The organism is Lysinibacillus sp. NPDC093216, assembly GCF_050280325.1.
GTDB lineage: Bacteria > Bacillota > Bacilli > Bacillales_A > Planococcaceae > Lysinibacillus.
Genome location: NZ_JBNNVB010000001.1, coordinates 324,880 through 341,352 on the forward strand (window position 1 = coordinate 324,880; position 16,473 = coordinate 341,352).

The 16,473-nt window shown below is 36.8% G+C and carries 16 protein-coding genes; 5 read left to right on the top strand and 11 right to left on the bottom strand.

Annotation, left to right across the window (positions count from 1 at the left end; genetic code table 11):
• Positions 1-6 precede the first annotated feature (6 nt).
• The gene (locus tag ACQKOG_RS01620; protein WP_370075332.1) at positions 7-540 is read right to left on the bottom strand and encodes a YceD family protein; all 534 of its coding nucleotides are present in this window, start codon (positions 538-540) and stop codon (positions 7-9) included.
• Positions 541-737: 197 nt separating this feature from the next.
• Here ACQKOG_RS01620 and ACQKOG_RS01625 point away from each other — a divergent pair, with 197 nt between their 5' ends.
• Positions 738-1,949 carry a nucleotidyltransferase gene (locus ACQKOG_RS01625; RefSeq protein WP_370075333.1) on the top strand — a complete coding sequence of 404 codons (1,212 nt, stop codon included), beginning with the start codon at positions 738-740 and terminating at the stop codon, positions 1,947-1,949.
• A gap of 716 nt (positions 1,950-2,665) precedes the next feature.
• Here the strand turns inward: ACQKOG_RS01625 and ACQKOG_RS01630 are convergent.
• Positions 2,666-3,712, bottom strand: a complete 1,047-nt coding sequence (locus ACQKOG_RS01630; protein WP_427444616.1) for a SepM family pheromone-processing serine protease — start codon at positions 3,710-3,712, stop codon at positions 2,666-2,668.
• Between the two features lie 118 nt (positions 3,713-3,830).
• On the opposite strand from ACQKOG_RS01630, the gene ACQKOG_RS01635 reads away from it, so the two are divergent.
• Positions 3,831-4,730 (top strand): hypothetical protein, encoded by a 900-nt coding sequence (locus ACQKOG_RS01635; protein WP_370083072.1) that lies wholly within the window; start codon positions 3,831-3,833, stop codon positions 4,728-4,730.
• A 311-nt stretch (positions 4,731-5,041) separates the two neighbouring features.
• Here the strand turns inward: ACQKOG_RS01635 and coaD are convergent, their stop codons facing one another.
• The 3 genes from coaD to ACQKOG_RS01650 all read right to left on the bottom strand — a co-directional run bounded on the left by coaD (position 5,042) and on the right by ACQKOG_RS01650 (position 7,821).
• Positions 5,042-5,533: a pantetheine-phosphate adenylyltransferase gene (gene coaD / locus ACQKOG_RS01640; RefSeq protein WP_370083074.1), complete on the bottom strand. Its 492-nt coding sequence runs from the start codon at positions 5,531-5,533 to the stop codon at positions 5,042-5,044.
• Between the two features lie 46 nt (positions 5,534-5,579).
• Positions 5,580-6,140, bottom strand: a complete 561-nt coding sequence (gene rsmD / locus ACQKOG_RS01645; RefSeq protein WP_370083076.1) for a 16S rRNA (guanine(966)-N(2))-methyltransferase RsmD — start codon at positions 6,138-6,140, stop codon at positions 5,580-5,582.
• A gap of 253 nt (positions 6,141-6,393) precedes the next feature.
• A complete protein-coding gene (locus ACQKOG_RS01650; protein ID WP_370083078.1) occupies positions 6,394-7,821 on the bottom strand; it encodes an RNA polymerase II in 1,428 nt (475 codons plus the stop codon).
• Between the two features lie 56 nt (positions 7,822-7,877).
• On the opposite strand from ACQKOG_RS01650, the gene ACQKOG_RS01655 reads away from it, so the two are divergent.
• Positions 7,878-8,267 carry a DUF7147 family protein gene (locus tag ACQKOG_RS01655; RefSeq protein WP_370083080.1) on the top strand — a complete coding sequence of 130 codons (390 nt, stop codon included), beginning with the start codon at positions 7,878-7,880 and terminating at the stop codon, positions 8,265-8,267.
• Positions 8,268-8,269: 2 nt separating this feature from the next.
• Here the strand turns inward: ACQKOG_RS01655 and ACQKOG_RS01660 are convergent, their stop codons facing one another.
• Complete coding sequence (locus ACQKOG_RS01660) at positions 8,270-8,542, bottom strand: YlbG family protein (RefSeq protein ID WP_132357596.1); 273 nt, start codon at positions 8,540-8,542, stop codon at positions 8,270-8,272.
• A gap of 308 nt (positions 8,543-8,850) precedes the next feature.
• Between ACQKOG_RS01660 and ACQKOG_RS01665 the strand changes: the two genes are divergently transcribed.
• Positions 8,851-9,750: a glycerophosphodiester phosphodiesterase gene (locus ACQKOG_RS01665; protein WP_427444621.1), complete on the top strand. Its 900-nt coding sequence runs from the start codon at positions 8,851-8,853 to the stop codon at positions 9,748-9,750.
• A gap of 255 nt (positions 9,751-10,005) precedes the next feature.
• Here the strand turns inward: ACQKOG_RS01665 and ACQKOG_RS01670 are convergent, their stop codons facing one another.
• The 3 genes from ACQKOG_RS01670 to ACQKOG_RS01680 form a co-directional block, all read right to left on the bottom strand.
• Complete coding sequence (locus ACQKOG_RS01670) at positions 10,006-10,572, bottom strand: hypothetical protein (protein WP_427444624.1); 567 nt, start codon at positions 10,570-10,572, stop codon at positions 10,006-10,008.
• Between the two features lie 711 nt (positions 10,573-11,283).
• A complete protein-coding gene (locus ACQKOG_RS01675; protein WP_427444626.1) occupies positions 11,284-12,336 on the bottom strand; it encodes a tartrate dehydrogenase in 1,053 nt (350 codons plus the stop codon).
• 168 nt (positions 12,337-12,504) lie between these two features.
• Positions 12,505-12,951, bottom strand: a complete 447-nt coding sequence (locus tag ACQKOG_RS01680; RefSeq protein WP_370083088.1) for a YlbF family regulator — start codon at positions 12,949-12,951, stop codon at positions 12,505-12,507.
• An 87-nt stretch (positions 12,952-13,038) separates the two neighbouring features.
• Here ACQKOG_RS01680 and ACQKOG_RS01685 point away from each other — a divergent pair, with 87 nt between their 5' ends.
• The gene (locus ACQKOG_RS01685) at positions 13,039-13,539 is read left to right on the top strand and encodes a PaaI family thioesterase (protein ID WP_370083090.1); all 501 of its coding nucleotides are present in this window, start codon (positions 13,039-13,041) and stop codon (positions 13,537-13,539) included.
• Here ACQKOG_RS01685 and ACQKOG_RS01690 read toward each other — a convergent pair.
• Complete coding sequence (locus tag ACQKOG_RS01690) at positions 13,520-14,995, bottom strand: UDP-N-acetylmuramoyl-L-alanyl-D-glutamate--2,6-diaminopimelate ligase (RefSeq protein ID WP_370083092.1); 1,476 nt, start codon at positions 14,993-14,995, stop codon at positions 13,520-13,522. The two genes, ACQKOG_RS01685 and ACQKOG_RS01690, sit on opposite strands and share 20 nt — an antisense overlap.
• A gap of 260 nt (positions 14,996-15,255) precedes the next feature.
• A complete protein-coding gene (locus tag ACQKOG_RS01695; RefSeq protein WP_427444631.1) occupies positions 15,256-16,380 on the bottom strand; it encodes a CAP domain-containing protein in 1,125 nt (374 codons plus the stop codon).
• Between the last annotated feature and the right edge of the window lie 93 nt (positions 16,381-16,473).

The window sequence follows — 16,473 nt, forward strand, 5'->3', positions numbered from 1 at the left end:
GATCGTCTATTCGTCTGTTTGATCAAAATACTTAGCTAAATTAGCAAGTCTTGGATCCACTTTTTGTGTGTCAGCTTTTTTGTGTAGTTCAACGTCTTCATCTGTTGCGTAAGACCAGTTTTTACCACCTTGCACTTGTCCTTCGGTATTCTCCTTGAACACTTGCAAAGGTATTTCAAGAAGCACTAACTCCTCGATAACCGGCTTCATGTCGATTACTTCACCATCAATATAGTGAATTTCTCCGTCATCTTCCCCTCGTTTATCCTCGTCAATCCAGCTGAAAATTTCAACTGTCTCAACTTCGATAGGAAACTCAACATCTTCCCATGTGCGTGCACATGGTAGTGTTAACGTCGCTGTCACAGTTAGCTGACATGTCATTTGCGATGCACCGAAAGTACATAGCCCTTTTACATGAACGGGCGAAATTGCTCGAATATCCTGGTTTCGCTCCATCACCTCGTCCAACTGGACATAGGCATCGATTGGCATCCCGTTTTGGCGGTATTTAGATAATTGATGAATTGACCATTTCATTCGTTTAATCACCTCGAGACAACAATGTTGATTATATAATGTGCAAAAATAGATGTCAAGATAATTTCTTGTCACCACAATAAAACCCACCTATAATTATATATTATACTAAGTGAATTTGCTCCAAATCGTTCTATAATAAGCAAAAGGCTCCAAATTTATAAGAACGAGAAGCAAATGAAAAAGGGGGCTTAAATTTGCAAGCAGTCGGAATAGTTGTTGAATACAATCCTTTTCACAACGGACATGCCTATCATTTGGAACAGGCAAAAAAAGTAGCACAAGCGGATATTGTCATCGCCATCATGAGCGGGGATTTTTTGCAGCGTGGTGAACCAGCCATGGTCGATAAATGGACACGTACAAAAATGGCTCTAACAGGTGGCGTTGATATAGTCATCGAGCTACCCTACGTTTATAGTACCGCACCTGCAACCGATTTCGCAAAAGGTGCAATTTCCTTATTATCAGCAATTGGTTGCGATTCTTTTGCCTTTGGAAGCGAAGATGGTTCCATTCAACCCTTTATGAATACGTTTCAGCTCATTAATAATCATCGCACTGAATATAACACTCTTATTAAAGAAAGCCTTAAAACGGGTGCAAGCTATCCTAAAAGTCTACATTACGCCTATGAACAGCTTTCTCAAAAATTCCCTGCAACATACATTGATTTGGGACAGCCAAACAATATACTTGGTTTTCATTATATTGAGGCTGCCAAAGTGCTAAGTAGTAACATTAAGCCTTTAACAATCCCACGCATCGTTGCAGGTTACCATGACGCTTTACAAGAAGGTGCATCTATTGCTAGTGCCACAGGAATTCGCAAGGCTCTAGCAACAACTAGCACCCTACAAAGTGTGGAAGATTTTCTCCCTAAAGCATCGTTTGATTATTTAGCTGATTGGCACGAAAAATATGGGGAATTTGCAAGTTGGGAAACTTTTTGGCCATTGTTACAGTTTACGCTTATTCGGCACACACCTCATGAACTTACGCGCTACGCTGAAGTAACAGAAGGCATTGAGAATGCTCTAATTAAAGCAGCGAAAACAAGTCATTCATTCAGTAGTTTTATGGAGAAAATTAAATCAAAACGCTATACTTGGACGCGTCTTCAACGTATGCTCACACACATTTATACTGGGTTTACAAAGGAACAATTGCAAAGCTTTGACGCTCCATCTAGTATACGTTTACTTGGTATGAGCAAGAAGGGACAAGGCTATTTAGGCATGCATAAAAAAGATATACCTTTACCTTTAATCAGTCGTGTAGCCGCTATGGATGATGCTATGCTTGCTGTAGATATTCATGCTGCAGAGGTATACAATTTAAGTATAGAACAAGGAATAAAAGAGCAAAGTCTTCCTAAAGATTATCAAACACCACCGATTCGTTTTTAAGTAACGAAAAAGGATGCCAGAAATTCTTCTAGCATCCTTTTATGTTGTTGACAAACAAAATGGTCAAGAAATGTCGTGGCGCTTTAAATGAGGGTGATTTCCATTCCAGGCTACTCGCCGTTGAGCCGCTTACGTTGCTGCCGCACGGAAAACACTCGCTCCGTGCAGGGTCTCACCTGTCTCGCTTTCCCACGGGAGTCAAGTAGCCTTCCATTCCAATCAATGATAGCGCAGTACTTTTAATTTATGCAATTAAGAATGAACGCTATGGCCACTTACCATAATCAAACAGAATAGAGAATGTTATTGTACATCTGCTACGCAAACATTTTGCATACTATCACTATAAATTAAAGAGTGAAATGCTAAAAGACACTTACTAATGAATTGATTGGAGTCGAGACTGGGCAACATAATAAAGTAAAAGGATTCACTCACAGTTTTGTGTGTGAATCCTTTTTGTTCTTCTGAAGGAGGATGTCGATAAAAATTAAAAGTTAGGTGATAAAACATGAAAGTTGGTAGATAAAATTTAAAAGTTGGGTGATAATTCCTGAAAAGGTCCCGCTCAAACTAAAAAGTTGGATGTCATTTTGTTAAAACGTAAAAGCGGCTCATCGGACGCCCCTAGGAAGCTCTGCTCTGCGCGAAAGCGAAGCGTCAGCAACAAAGCGCCCAGCCGGAACGGAAATCAACCCCACGCTACAGAAAAAACTTTATTTCGGCTGTAACTGTTTTAAATATTCGATCGCATCATCCACAGTTTTAACCGGAACTATTTTCATTTTTGTTCCAATTTCTTTCGCAGTCTTTACTGCTGTAGCATAATTAGATTCCAGTTCAGGATATTTAGCTTTCATTTCTGGAGTAATTTCATCATCTGGTGCAAAAAAGATTTCCATACCATCGCGATCAGCAGCAATGACTTTATAGTCTATTCCACCAATTCTTCCAACAGAGCCATCAACCAGCATTTCCCCTGTCCCTGCAATAGCATAACCTTTCGTTAAATCTTCTTCGAGAAGTTGGTCTAAAATTTCTAAGGTAAACATTAACCCAGCAGACGGACCTCCAATATCCTCCGTTTTCATTGACACATTTGGATTTGTTTCAATAGATTTACTTTCAGTATAAGTAATACCTAACCCTGCCCTTTTCTCTTCTGACTCAGGGATTTCCTTTAATGCAATCGTTACCTCTTGTTCTTTTGTATTACGATCAAATTTAATTGTCACCTTATCACCAAGTTGCTTCGGCTTTAAAAGGTCTACAAGCATTTGTTGGTTTTTAATTTTTTGTCCATCAACCTCAATAATTTCATCACCAGCTTTTAACAAATTATCTGAAGCACCGCCATCTAATACATTTAATACAAAAACACCATTAAAGAGAATTTTTGTTTGGAGGCCAGCCCTCTGAAAAGCTACATACTTTGCATTAAATTGAGAATCAGACATTAATTTTAACTGTCGAACATTATATTCCTCTTCATCCTCTAATGGATTTCGAACTTGTTCAATATCCATTAATTTTTGATATTTTTGAGTTTTCGCCCATACATATGAAAAAGGCGTAGCTTGCTGCATAGCCACCGTCATTAAACTCAAGGATCCTTTATCATCGGTATGGCTATTTTCGACGTTAACAAATTTACTGACATCATAAGCACTTCCTGGCTTCATGATATAAGCGTCTAGTCGGTACAACATAAAAAAACAAATCACGACTAATAACACTGCATAAATACTAATTTTTTTCTTCAAAGAAAAACACCTCCTAGGACGCTCACAAAACCATACGTTCATGTTTTTGCCTTTTTTACATATATTGATTTTAGCATTTGCCTATGTGAATGACAAAAAGTTGAAACGAGATGATAACATGTATGCGATAATTCAAATAGCGATTTGCATAGTTCTTATTCTATTACTCTTGTTATTCCCACAAACTGCTCATAACGGTACTGATTTAGGTTTAAACCTATTTATGGAGGCCCTTTTCCCGTATTTATTACCTTACCTTATTTTAACGCAATGGCTTCTCCGTTTAACGGCTCCTATGCGAACGAAAACAAAAAGAGCTTCTCTATACGTACAAGCCTACATTATTAGCGCACTCGGGGGGTATCCATCTGGAGCAACAACGATTGTTTACTTAAAAAACAGTGGGCAACTACATCCAAAAGAAGCAAATTTTTTATTAGCCGTATGTCACGCACCTAGTCCTCTTTTCGTTCTAGGATTTGTAAGCCTTGATTTATTACACAGTAATACGTTCGGATGGATGTTTTTATGTTTACTACATAGTTTTAATATTTGCTGTTTAATAACTGGTTACTTCTTATTTCGTAAAACAGATCCTCCTAGCATCTCCATACACAATACACCTTTGCATACAGCACCATTTTCTGAAAGCATTAAAGAAACAGCACCGACAATACTATTAGTTGGAACTACAATAATTTTTTTCACTACCATCCAGACGATTGTCCAACAAGGCTTAGACTCACTGCTACCTAAACTTCCCTATACAGCTGAGCTTTCCATAGCCGCTATTCTTGAAGTTACAAATGGTCTTAAAATGACCGTCTCAGCTTTTCCAAACTTTCCATATTTACCGTTACTAGTTGTTATGTTGTTAACAATGCAAAGTATAAGCATTCACTTACAAATTTTCGTAATCGCGAAATCAGCCAAGCTTTCCGTTCGACCCTATATAAAATTCCGCCTACTTAGCATAATCATTGTACCCACTATTTATGCTCTTTTTTTCTTAAAATAAATAATCGTTCTTTAGAGTAAAAAAAGGTTTAGCATTTAAGTTTTTTTGATTGGAGCGAGGAGTAAAGATCGGACTTAGGAGTAAGCACAGCAGAGGAATTCAATCATTTCCCTACTCTTATAACTTCCCTCCGAAGAACCACATAAAATAGCAGAAAATATTATGATAATTTTAGAATCCATTTTTTGTCAAATAAATAAAAACAGGGAAAAATTCACATCCAAAAAGCGCGAGAAATCAACATTGCTAAAATTGATTTCTCGCGCTTTTCAAGGCTTTGGCCAGTTTTGCCCTAGCCTCTCTTTTTTAGTTTATTTTTCAAACCCATACTTTTCTTTTAAAGCTTCTACAACACAAGCAGGAACAAGCTCAGTAACATCACTACCATATTTCGCAACTTCTTTAACAATGCTTGAGCTTAAGAATGAATATTGATTTTTTGTCATGATGAAAAACGTTTCAATGGTTTCATCAAGAAAACGGTTCATCGAAGTAATTTGCATTTCGTATTCAAAATCCGAAACAGCACGTAAACCACGAACAATCGCTTTTGCTTTTTTTTCCTTAGCATAGTCTATTAATAGCCCCGATGAACTTTCAATACGTACATTAGGCAATGCTTTAGTAACCTCCGCCATTAAAGCCATGCGCTCTTCTACTGAAAATAACGGCTGCTTGGATGAATTATTTAAAACAGCAACATAAACTGTGTCAAATACATCTGCCGCCCGTTTTATAATATCTAAGTGACCAAATGTCACTGGATCAAAACTTCCAGGAACTACAGCAATCTTCTCTGACAACTTATTCTCCCTCTCCCTCTATGCAACGATCAATTTCCACGGGTGTTTAGACACCCTCTGAATGAAGATAAACGGATATAATCGTTCCGCCATATGTTTCTTGTCTTTTTAATACAAAATCCCCAAATCTCTGTGGTAATTCTACTTCTTTTGCATGCTCACATAAAATAATGCCATCATGTTGAATTTTATCATTGTCGACAAGAATCTGCACTAAGTCATAATATTCTTTGAGATGATATGGTGGATCTAAAAATACTAATTTAAACGTAATATCACGTTTTAATAACGCTTTCACAGCACGCTTCGCATCGATACGAAAAAGCTCAGAGCAATCCTCGTAACGACATTTTTTTATGTTTTCCTGTAGTACTTGGAACGCCTTTGCATCCTTTTCAATGAAAACGGCGTGTTCAGCCCCTCTACTTAAAGATTCGATACCTAAGCCACCGCTCCCTGCAAATAAATCGAGCGCTATACCTCCATCAAAGAATGGACCAATAATATTAAATATGGATTCCTTTACTTTATCAGTTGTAGGTCTCGTCGTGTTCCCTGCAATTGCCTTTAAAGGCATCCCTTTACGTTCTCCTGCTACAACTCTCATAGGCAAATCACCGTACTTTCTTTTTCCATAAATCAATTTCGCCTTAGCGTAATTGTTGTTGCTGTCGCTTCGCTTTCGCACAGACAAAAAAACTGTTGTTGCTGTCGCTTCGCTTTCGCACAGACAAAAAACCTGTTGTTGCTGTCGCTTCGTTTTCGCACAGACAAAACCCTGTTGTTGCTGCAACAACAACCTGCTGATTGAAGATAAAAGCATTTTTGCAGCGAAAGACGAACCTCCGCTGCAAAAAAATTTATTCTTGTTCTTGTGTTAATAACTTAATATTGATACGACCATCACTTTTTTGTAATTCTACTAAAAATAATCGTTGTAGCCAAGCTTCTTCAACATAATAATTATTGGCAATTTTAATAAGCGGTTCTGAAATAGTCGAATATCTACGTTGATTAAATACATAAAATCCTGGTTCTTTAGGGAAACGGAAAGTACGATTATCACTATTGATATAATATCCATTTTCACCTTCACCAGCAGTATAACCTAAATAAGGTAACAATTTATCAGCATTATATAATACTTGCCCTTCATAAAGTATCACATGAACATCTTCTCTCAAAACATCATTCACGTAAATACTTCGGTCATCCTCAAATAATAGTGGATATGTGCCACTTTCTTGGGCAGCATTCAACTTAAAATAAGACGTTTTTGCATCTAATACCTCGGATAAAAGATCGTCCATTGAAGCAGGGGAAATCGGCTCTTCCCCAAGTTTATTCAAAGCTTCCTGCCATGCCGACTCTTGATTAGCCGTCATATATTCTTTTAACGTCTTCACGATTTTCTTTGCTTTATCTGAGCCAATCGTATCCTTCACTAAATAGGATGCCACCACTTCTGGCAACCATGCCGGTGAATCTTTAAACTTATATTGCGACTTTATTTGTGACAGTATAACTTCCTGTTCAACAGCTTGTTCAGTTAGCTCTGGTAAAAATAAAAGTCGGTCATCATGTTCTTTCACTGGATTCTTTTCTTGAATAATAGCAATATGTTGATCATTCAAAAACTTAAAATTCTCCAATGATTTCAAAAAATCCTTCGAAATAGCTCCTGGGGCATAAATAGACAACACAGGAGTTTGCTCTTGTACTTTTAAATTACCCGTCTGCCAATAAATATCACGAACTGTACCATAACCACTAAACATTGTATAGTTAACAAGTGATAGTTTTTGCTGACCTACTAAAGGCAAGCCTGTTATCCACTGACCAACAATTTTACTATCCGTTGAAATATGTACAACAGAATAAGATGATTCACCATTCGTTAATGTGGCGAAAACATTTTGGATGAGCATTTTATCTTTTAAGCCACCCTTAATCGGAATTATGTATGAAACAGATTGTGATTTAGTCTCCCCTTTTTCAAAATATGAGACTTCTTTTGATAAGCGATCACAGCTTTTTTCGTTATCGATAAAGCAACTAGGATTTATCGCATTTTCTGGCCACTCTATCTTCACTTTTTGGTTGGGTAAATTTTTAAAATGTTGACGAATATCCAAGCTATTTTCTCGATAGACAATTTCTATCTCTTGTGAATAACGGAATTCGCCATTGCCTGTCTCTAAGTCAGACGAATAAGCATGGTACTGAAAAAATAACGTTCCGGTAATGATTAGTGCTAGAATGGAAAAAAAACTCATTGCAAATTTCATGTGCTTGACCTCCCGCAGCATGATACTATGTGTATTGGAAAGGATGTGCAATTTTTATGCCACAACAATTTATAGAATTAGGTGAGGGCTATGGTGATGTTTATGAGCTACTTGAAATAGTGAAAACCAACCAAGATCGCTTCCACCAAGCCTTTATACTAACATCCACTAAAGAAGAAAAAAAGGTTGCCTCTTTAGCAGTCGCTTTAAAACCAGTCGGTGAAAGTAAATTCATGCCGATTTATATTTGTCGAGAAGGCATCCCTTATAATGAAGAGCAGCCTTCACAGCGACAAAAAATGTTTGAAGAAAGTATTAAACGACTAGATAGAAAAGCGGTTGTTGTAGAAATAAAGCACTCTTCTATATTTTCGGAATCAAAACTATTTTATCAATACCTGATTGGAATAATGAGACTTCATCACTACATCCCGGCGTTGACATAGTATTATAGACCTGCTTTATAGTCATATTCTTTCGCTTTATCTGGTTTTGCATTTTCATACTCAGTTTTAACAAATGGACGATAAGATTTTACAACGTCTTTCACGAATGGAAGGCGTTGTAGTTTTGTTGTCATTGATTCTATTTCCTCTCGCTCGCAATAAATCACCACATATTTTTGCCTCCGAGAAATATAAAGAACATGACCATATTTTCGAAGAGACTTCGCATGTTTTAATTGATGGACGTAAACGATTAGTCCTTGGCGTTCGTTCATAGTATTCCCCTCATTTCTTACATAAAAGAATACCATAGACCGGAAAATGATAGCAACAGAGTTTAGCTGACAGAACGCTCAATTTTCCGTTATAATGGTAAAGCATACAACGTTGACTTAGAGTTTTATATTCACTTATGCAAGTTATAGAGTACTAGTTTACGTAGAACTTTTGTTTGCTCACAATTATGCCTCGGCATAATCGTAGCTGACGCTTTGCTTTCGCTACAAAAACAATTGCTGAAAAAAGTTAAAAAGTGAAATTGCCAGTACTATTTATATTAATTTAATTGTTAAGGAGGACGAATATGGGTAAGAAAACAAAGATTGCGCTTGCAATCGCAGCGGCAAGTGCAGCGGCTTGGGCAGGTAGTAAAGCTATTTCTAAACCTCAACAACGAGAAGGTAAACAAGCATTACAATTTGATCACCCAATTATTCTCGCACATCGTGGCGGTGCTCATATAGCACCTGAGCATACAATGCCTGCTTTTGAAAAAGCCGCACAGTTAGGTGTTGACGGCTTTGAAATAGATATTCGCTTAACCAAAGATGAGGAAATTATCGTTTTCCACGATGATACTGTCGATCGTACGACAGATGGCTATGGACTTGTTGCAGACATGACTTTAGCGGAAATAAATGCACTAAACCACGGCTATCAATTTGAAGATTTAGATAGGGAATTTCCTTATCGAGATGAAAAAATAGACGTTGTCACATTACGTGAACTATTAGAAACTTATCCAAACTTGTTAGTAAATATTGATATTAAAGATGCACCAGATACGTATGAAGGAAGTTTAATGCCATCTAAACTATGGCGTTTAATTGAAGAGCTTGGTGCTGAGAATCGAGTAGTTGTCACAAGCTTTTACGGTGAACAGATCGATCGCTTTAATTTATATGCACAAAATCAAGTAGCGCTCGGTGCAGGTGAATCAGATGTTCGTAAAGCATTTGCTTCTTTCTCAAGCCAGTTTGGACACTTATATCATCCAAAGGTAGACGTATTCCAGATACCGCCTAAATCAGGAGTAATCACACTAGAATCTCCAAAGTTTATCCAGTTTCTGAACAATTTAAACATCCCTGTTCATTATTGGACTATCAATGACGTAGCAACAATGAATAAACTAATTCAAAACGGTGCAAAAGGTATTATTACAGATCGACCTGATATTGCTGCAGATTTACTACAAAAATAAGAATAATAAAATGGAGCCTAATCTCCATTTTATTATGGTTAACACATTGATTGGTGAGGGCCTTCTTTTAACAGCCCTTACCTTTTATTAATTTCTCTACCTATATAATTAGTGGGTACCGGGATAAATCTAACTCTCTTGCCCACACAGAAAGCTGCCTTTAAGTACATAAATTCACAATCTCCCCTTAATTTTAAATGTTTTTAAGAAGAATAAATAAGTTAAATATAAGTTATGTTCATTATATACAAGAATTCACTCTGGAAATTCTAGACGTAATGCTTCCAAAAATATCTCGGCTATCCCATCAGGGTTTCCATTTTTCGTTGTTTCTTCTGAAAACCAAGAATACTCCAAATCGTGAATAATTATGGGTATTTCTCTGTTAAAAGTATGTATAATAACTTTATTGTCGTGTAATCTTTTTGCTACATTAGAAACTACCTGTAAAAACTCATAATATCCGTTCGGTCCTTTTCCTATATAATTATAATCCTCATCATACATTAATGTTTCGTCCTCGTACCCAATATCTTTTATGCCATTTTCCTTAAACCATTGTAATAATATGTTTGTTGATTCTTCATCGCCAATAATTTCATTTTCATCTTGTCTCCAAAAGGCGTAATTCCATCTTTGCTCACTGAGCTGTGAACTATACTCACAATCTTCCTCGGTATTATAACTGATTACAAAATTAGGGATATTATCTGAAGCTTCATTTGTATATACAAAAAAAGATAATGCATATATTCCTTCCTCATTCCAATTTTCAATAATCGGTTTTATCTTTTTGTACAAATATTCCGTTAAGTTTAACATAGTAATCCTCCTACAAAAGTAGTTAATATATAATCGTTAGTTTATTAAATAATTGTTCATTTGTCTTATCTTTTTATTATTCTGCCACGAAGTTGAATAAAAAAAGAGCTGTCTGAACAGCTCAAAGTTCTGCTACTAAAGAACTCGTTAATTTAAGAAGAACAGCGAAGCTTATATTAAACAATCGCGACCTATTGTTGAAGATCACAAAATATAAAAAGTGCATACATACGTCGTAATGAAGTAAACTATATTATTAAAAGCACGAATGATTTTGTGCTTTATTTCTCTTCAACAAGGGTTGGATAATTACAGAATATAAGGTAGGAATTATTAAAAAAAGAAGGAGAGATACGATGTTCGATCAAGTTGCGTATTTTATTTTTCAAGCCCTGGTAATTCTAACGGTTTTGGTTGTTGTGGTTGGAATCCCTCTTGGGGATACATTGTTAAGGAAAAAATAGAGGCTGGGACAGAACTCGTTTATTTTGAAAAATAACAAAAAGAGATAATAATTTTTCGCTTCACCAAAGTGAATTCCCTATTTAAAATCAAAAAAATGTTAGACCGATTATATCTAGGTCTAACATTTCTTTTTGTCCCAGCCTCTTTTGATTTTACACCTCGCTTCGTTTCTATAATAGATTTAGGGATTGGTGTTAATAATTCCTACCCAAAATTAGAAAACCCCACTGTTCCAAAAGTTTTGCTTTATTGTAGATGATGTAATACGGCATCCGTTACATCACGTAATGTCGCTTTTCCTCCCAAATCACCTGTTTTAATACCTTCAGCTAATGTTGCTTCCATCGCATTTAGCACTTTGGCGCCAAGCTCATGATAACCTAAGAAATCAAGCATCATTTTGCCTGTCCAAATTTGTCCAAGTGGATTTGCTATCCCTTGTCCTGCAATGTCAGGAGCAGAGCCATGGACTGGTTCAAACATAGATGGATATTGTCGTTCTATATTTAAATTTGCAGCTGGAGCAATTCCGATACTCCCCATAATTGCACCACCTAAGTCGGTTAAAATATCTCCAAATAAATTGGATGCAACAATAACATCAAAGTTTTCTGGCTTCATTACTAAAAAGGCAGCTAAAGCATCAATATGATTAGATACTTGTCCTATATTCTCGTAATCTTTACCTACTTCTGCAAATACTTCATCCCAAAAAGGCATACTGTATGTAATTCCATTAGATTTTGTGGCACTTGTAACATGCTGGCGTCGAGTTTTTGCCATTTCAAATGCATATCGCATTGCACGTTCTGTTCCCTTCCTTGTGAAAATAGCATTTTGGATCGCAACCTCATCCTGTCCACTATGTATTCTGCCACCACTCTCAGCATACTCTCCCTCTGAGTTTTCACGTACAACAACAAAATCAAAGCCATTTGGATTACGTAAAGGTGAAGGCAAACCTTGAAGTAGCTTTGCTGGACGCACATTAATAGATTGCTTCATCTCACGGCGGATTTTAATAAGTAGCCCCCATAATGAAATGTAGTCTGGTACTAGATCTGGCATGCCTACAGCACCTAAAAAGATTTGATCGTAACCTTTCAAAATTTCAATACCATTATCAGGCATCATTTTACCTGTCTCTAAATAATAATCACAACCCCAAGGGAATGTTGTCCATTCAAATTGAAAGCTGCCATCTAATTGAGCGGCTTTATCAAGAACTTCTATCGCCGCTGGTACAACCTCTTTACCAATCCCATCTCCTGGTATAACGGCAATTCGATAAGTCTTCATCTGTTAATCCTCCTTTAATTTCCATAACGCCTATACAATTACTATACAATTTTTCTGCAGTAATTACACTCTGATGTTTATGGCTGTCGCTACTGTAGCATAGTATAAAAAAGACTGTATAGAAACTCACCCGAGTTTACATACAGTCTAAAAAAAGTATTACCTTGTTTATGCAGAGCAAGAGCATGAACCGCCTGAGCCACATCCTCCACCACATGAAGAACCTGATGCAAAGAACGGATTACTTACAGGAACTTTTACCGCTTCTGAAACAGTTTTCCCTATAAGTAAGCTTATTTGATCAAGTAAATCTTGAAAATCGTTCTCAGCAATTCTTAAAGCTGAAACCTTTTCATTTAAATCGAGTGCGCGCTTTTGCTGACGAATCGATTTCATAATTGTATGATAGTCCGGATGATATTTTCCGAAACGTTGTACATCTTCATACTGCTCTTTCATGCGATTAAATGCATAAATAGCTTCGACTATTTGGACATCGCTATACACAGCATCATATGCTTGCTGCAGCATTTTCGCAGGCTCAGAGGAAAGAATCATCTCACAAAGCGCATCGGCCTCATCCAAAATGATTGCCCAGTCAGAGGTCATCATCATTTTTAATTCCCCCAATCTCTTTCCCATCATAACAGATTTTATGGTAATTTTACATTATTGATATTTTTAAAAGAAGGAGTTTTTAAATTGGTACCATCGTCTAAAAAAGAAATAGAACAATTACTTGCAGAGATTTTACAACATAGTACAGCTGAAGATGAGGAAGTTTTACTACATTTATTGTCTGGCCTTCACGATAAACAACAAGGTATTCATCGACGTTATATTAATGCTGCTTTACACATGGTTGGCAAATTTGAGCCTGAAGTTAGCGAAGTTCGCATTCCCATTACACCTGTTATCCATAATACCATTAAGGTACCACACGGCGGGATTATTGCAACAATTGCAGATGCAGCAATGGGAGGACTTGCTTCACGTTCAGTACCAGAAGGCTTTAATGTTGTCACAACCAATATGAATATCTCTTATATTGCTACAACCACTAATAAAGAACTAATCGCTCGTGGACGTTTCGTACATAAAGGGCGTCAGACACTTGTGATGGAATGTGATATCGAGGATGAGACAGGACGAAAACTTGCTATTGCGACTGGTTCTTTCTTTGTCATTCAACGCCGTCCTTAGACATAAGATTTAAAAAGTAATCTCGAATACATTGTTGATCGGAAAAAGGGAATTTTTGATTTTTTATTTGTTGGGTCTGTTCATGCCCTTTTCCGGCAACAAGTACAATATCACCTTTTTCTGCCTTTGCTATTGCTTGATGAATAGCAACTTTCCGATCTAGATAGATTTCATAATATTGCTGCTCAGTAAAACCAGCAATAATACTTTCATTAATTAAAATTGGGTCTTCATCGCGTGGATTATCAGTTGTTAAAAAAATGACATCCGCATACTTACTAGCTACTGCTCCCATCGCAAAACGTTTCGCCTTATCTCGATTTCCCCCACAGCTAAATACAAGGTAAAGGGTTTTCGAGCGATCAAAAGTTTGCAGAACAGCCTGTAATGCCTCTGCAGTATGTGCATAATCTACATACACATCAATCCCAAATGGATTGTCTATTTTCTCAAGTCTTCCTTCTGGTAGCCTTAACAACCACATATGCTCTGCTATCTCTTCAATTGAGAAGCCTAGGCGCCATAAAGTCATTAACGCAGCTACAGCATTTTGCACATGATATTTACCGACAAAAGGGATTTCTACAATATGCTCAGTCGATGATGTTTGTAAACAAAGTACCGTTTTTCCAAATGATTCACTGACAATTTGGATATGTAAATCATTATGATTATCAAAGCCAAATGAGCAGGATTTTTTCTTATCATAAATACCGACGGAACGGCAAAAATTATCATCTCCATTTAGCACTAGCTTTTTTGATAAATCTGCCAACCTTTTTTTCGCACGCTTATATGCCTCAAGTCCTCCGTGATCTTCTAAATGGTCCTCCGATAAATTTAAAAAAACACCACAATCGATATCACAATGATCAAGTCTATTTTGCTGTAATCCCATTGATGAAGCTTCTAAAACAACATGTGTAACACCATTTCGTACACATTGCTTTAAAATCGGATGCAACTCTTTTGCCTGTAATGTAGTTAATTGCTCATACACAGTTTGTTGTTTCTGTTCATTGATGAAAAATCCTACAGTTCCAATAACTGCAACGTTTTTATGTAGGGCTCTTAATAATTGGCTCACAAAATGACTCACTGTTGTTTTACCATTTGTACCTGTAATCGCAATGACTGTTAATGCTTCTGCGGGAAAGGCTGAAAGCTTTGCACTTGCATACGATAAAAATAAGGATGTATTTGGAACCCAAACAAAAGGAATATTTTGATCGGTAATAGGCATTGAAATACTTTCCTCTGATACTATCGCGGCAGCACCCCGAGCTAATGCTTCTTTTACAAAACGACTTCCCGATGTTTTCTTACCTTTACGTACAATAAAAATGTCCCCAGGTTTTACTGCCTGAGCATAATCCTCGACTCCTGTAATAGTTGTGCGAATTGATCCCCCAGTTACGCTACATGGCCAATCTTTTAATAGCTCCGCTAATTGCAAGCTTCATTCCCCCTTTCGGTTCTCTATCATATGACGGCGTATGTAACGATGTGACGAAAAATGTAGGCGATTATTGTGCTTAATCTCACCTATAGAGGTGGGAGTCTTATGTACCTTTTCTACGCTTTTCGGTACAAAAGACATTTGTAGCTGGCGCTTCGTTTTCGCTATACAATACAATTGCTGAAAGAAGTTAAAAATGAAAAAGACTGAAAATAAACTTGATTTCGCCAAGTTTATCTTCAGTCTCAAATTTCTATTTATGGTGATGATTCATCAATATTTTCTACTGGTTCCTCAGAGTCTTTATTCTCACTATCCAGCCCCTGAGAAGAAGATTCTAAAAATATTTGCGTATAATAGTTTAAAAATACTCCAGATCCCACTGTCGTATATTTATCATTTAAAATGACATTTCGATGCTCAGGTGAATTAAGCCAGCCATGCATTGCTTCAATCGCATCAAAATAATCAGTCGCAAGATTTTCATTCGCCTCACTATATTCGATTCCCTGTGTTCCTAATCTCTTTTTTAAATCTCCATTTGTTGGTGATTCATGAGCAAGGAAATTGTGAACCTTCATATCTTCACTATGCATTTTTGCAACTTCTTCTAATGAATCATCAATATTTAATGGTGTTAAATCATGTTGAACTCTTGTTACATTTATTAAATCGTCAAGCTGTGCAGCACTTGCTACATTAATTTCCTGCTGTAAAAAGGAAGATGGTGGTGTTGGTATAACTAGCTCACCTTGATAAGTCATTTCATACGGTTGATGAAGAACAAGGGTTTTACTATTAGTAAAGCGTATTCCTTGTAGCTTACCCGTTTCTCTATCTATATAAAGTTGTGCAAAAAGCCCATCGAATTTCACAAGCAGTCGTGTCTGCATATCTTCTTCACTCATCGAGAAAACGAAAATATTTTTACCGACATTCGCAGTTACTTCATAATCAATAATTGTCATTCGGTATATATCATCGCGCTTCTGACCAACCTTAAAAGGAGTAGCATCCAAACCTTCACCAGCAATGTAAACTTGTGTCACAATATTATTGTCAACGCCTACCATAAAAAATGTAGAGGAACTGGAGTTATAGACCCACCAATCATATCCAAAGGAGGATGGTTCCTTTCGTGCTGGTTCACCATATTTCTCCAAAACTACCTTAGCTTCTTGACCGATTAATGTCGACATCCCGCTTTTCGGACGTGTCGTTGCTCCCATTTCAGGCTGTTTTAATTCAGTTTTGGGAATAATATTTGAATTGGCATTTGGGCCTTTTAATGGCTCATTTTCACGTGGTGGTGTATTAAAAAACATAAAGCCAATCAATGCAATTGCAGCACATGCCATAAAAATGCGAAATAAAGCTTTCATACATGACTCCTTCTTATCACATTATTCTATTTACTATATCAATTGTAATTGGGTTGACACAATGTTGTCATTGCAACAATGTCGAATATGCTC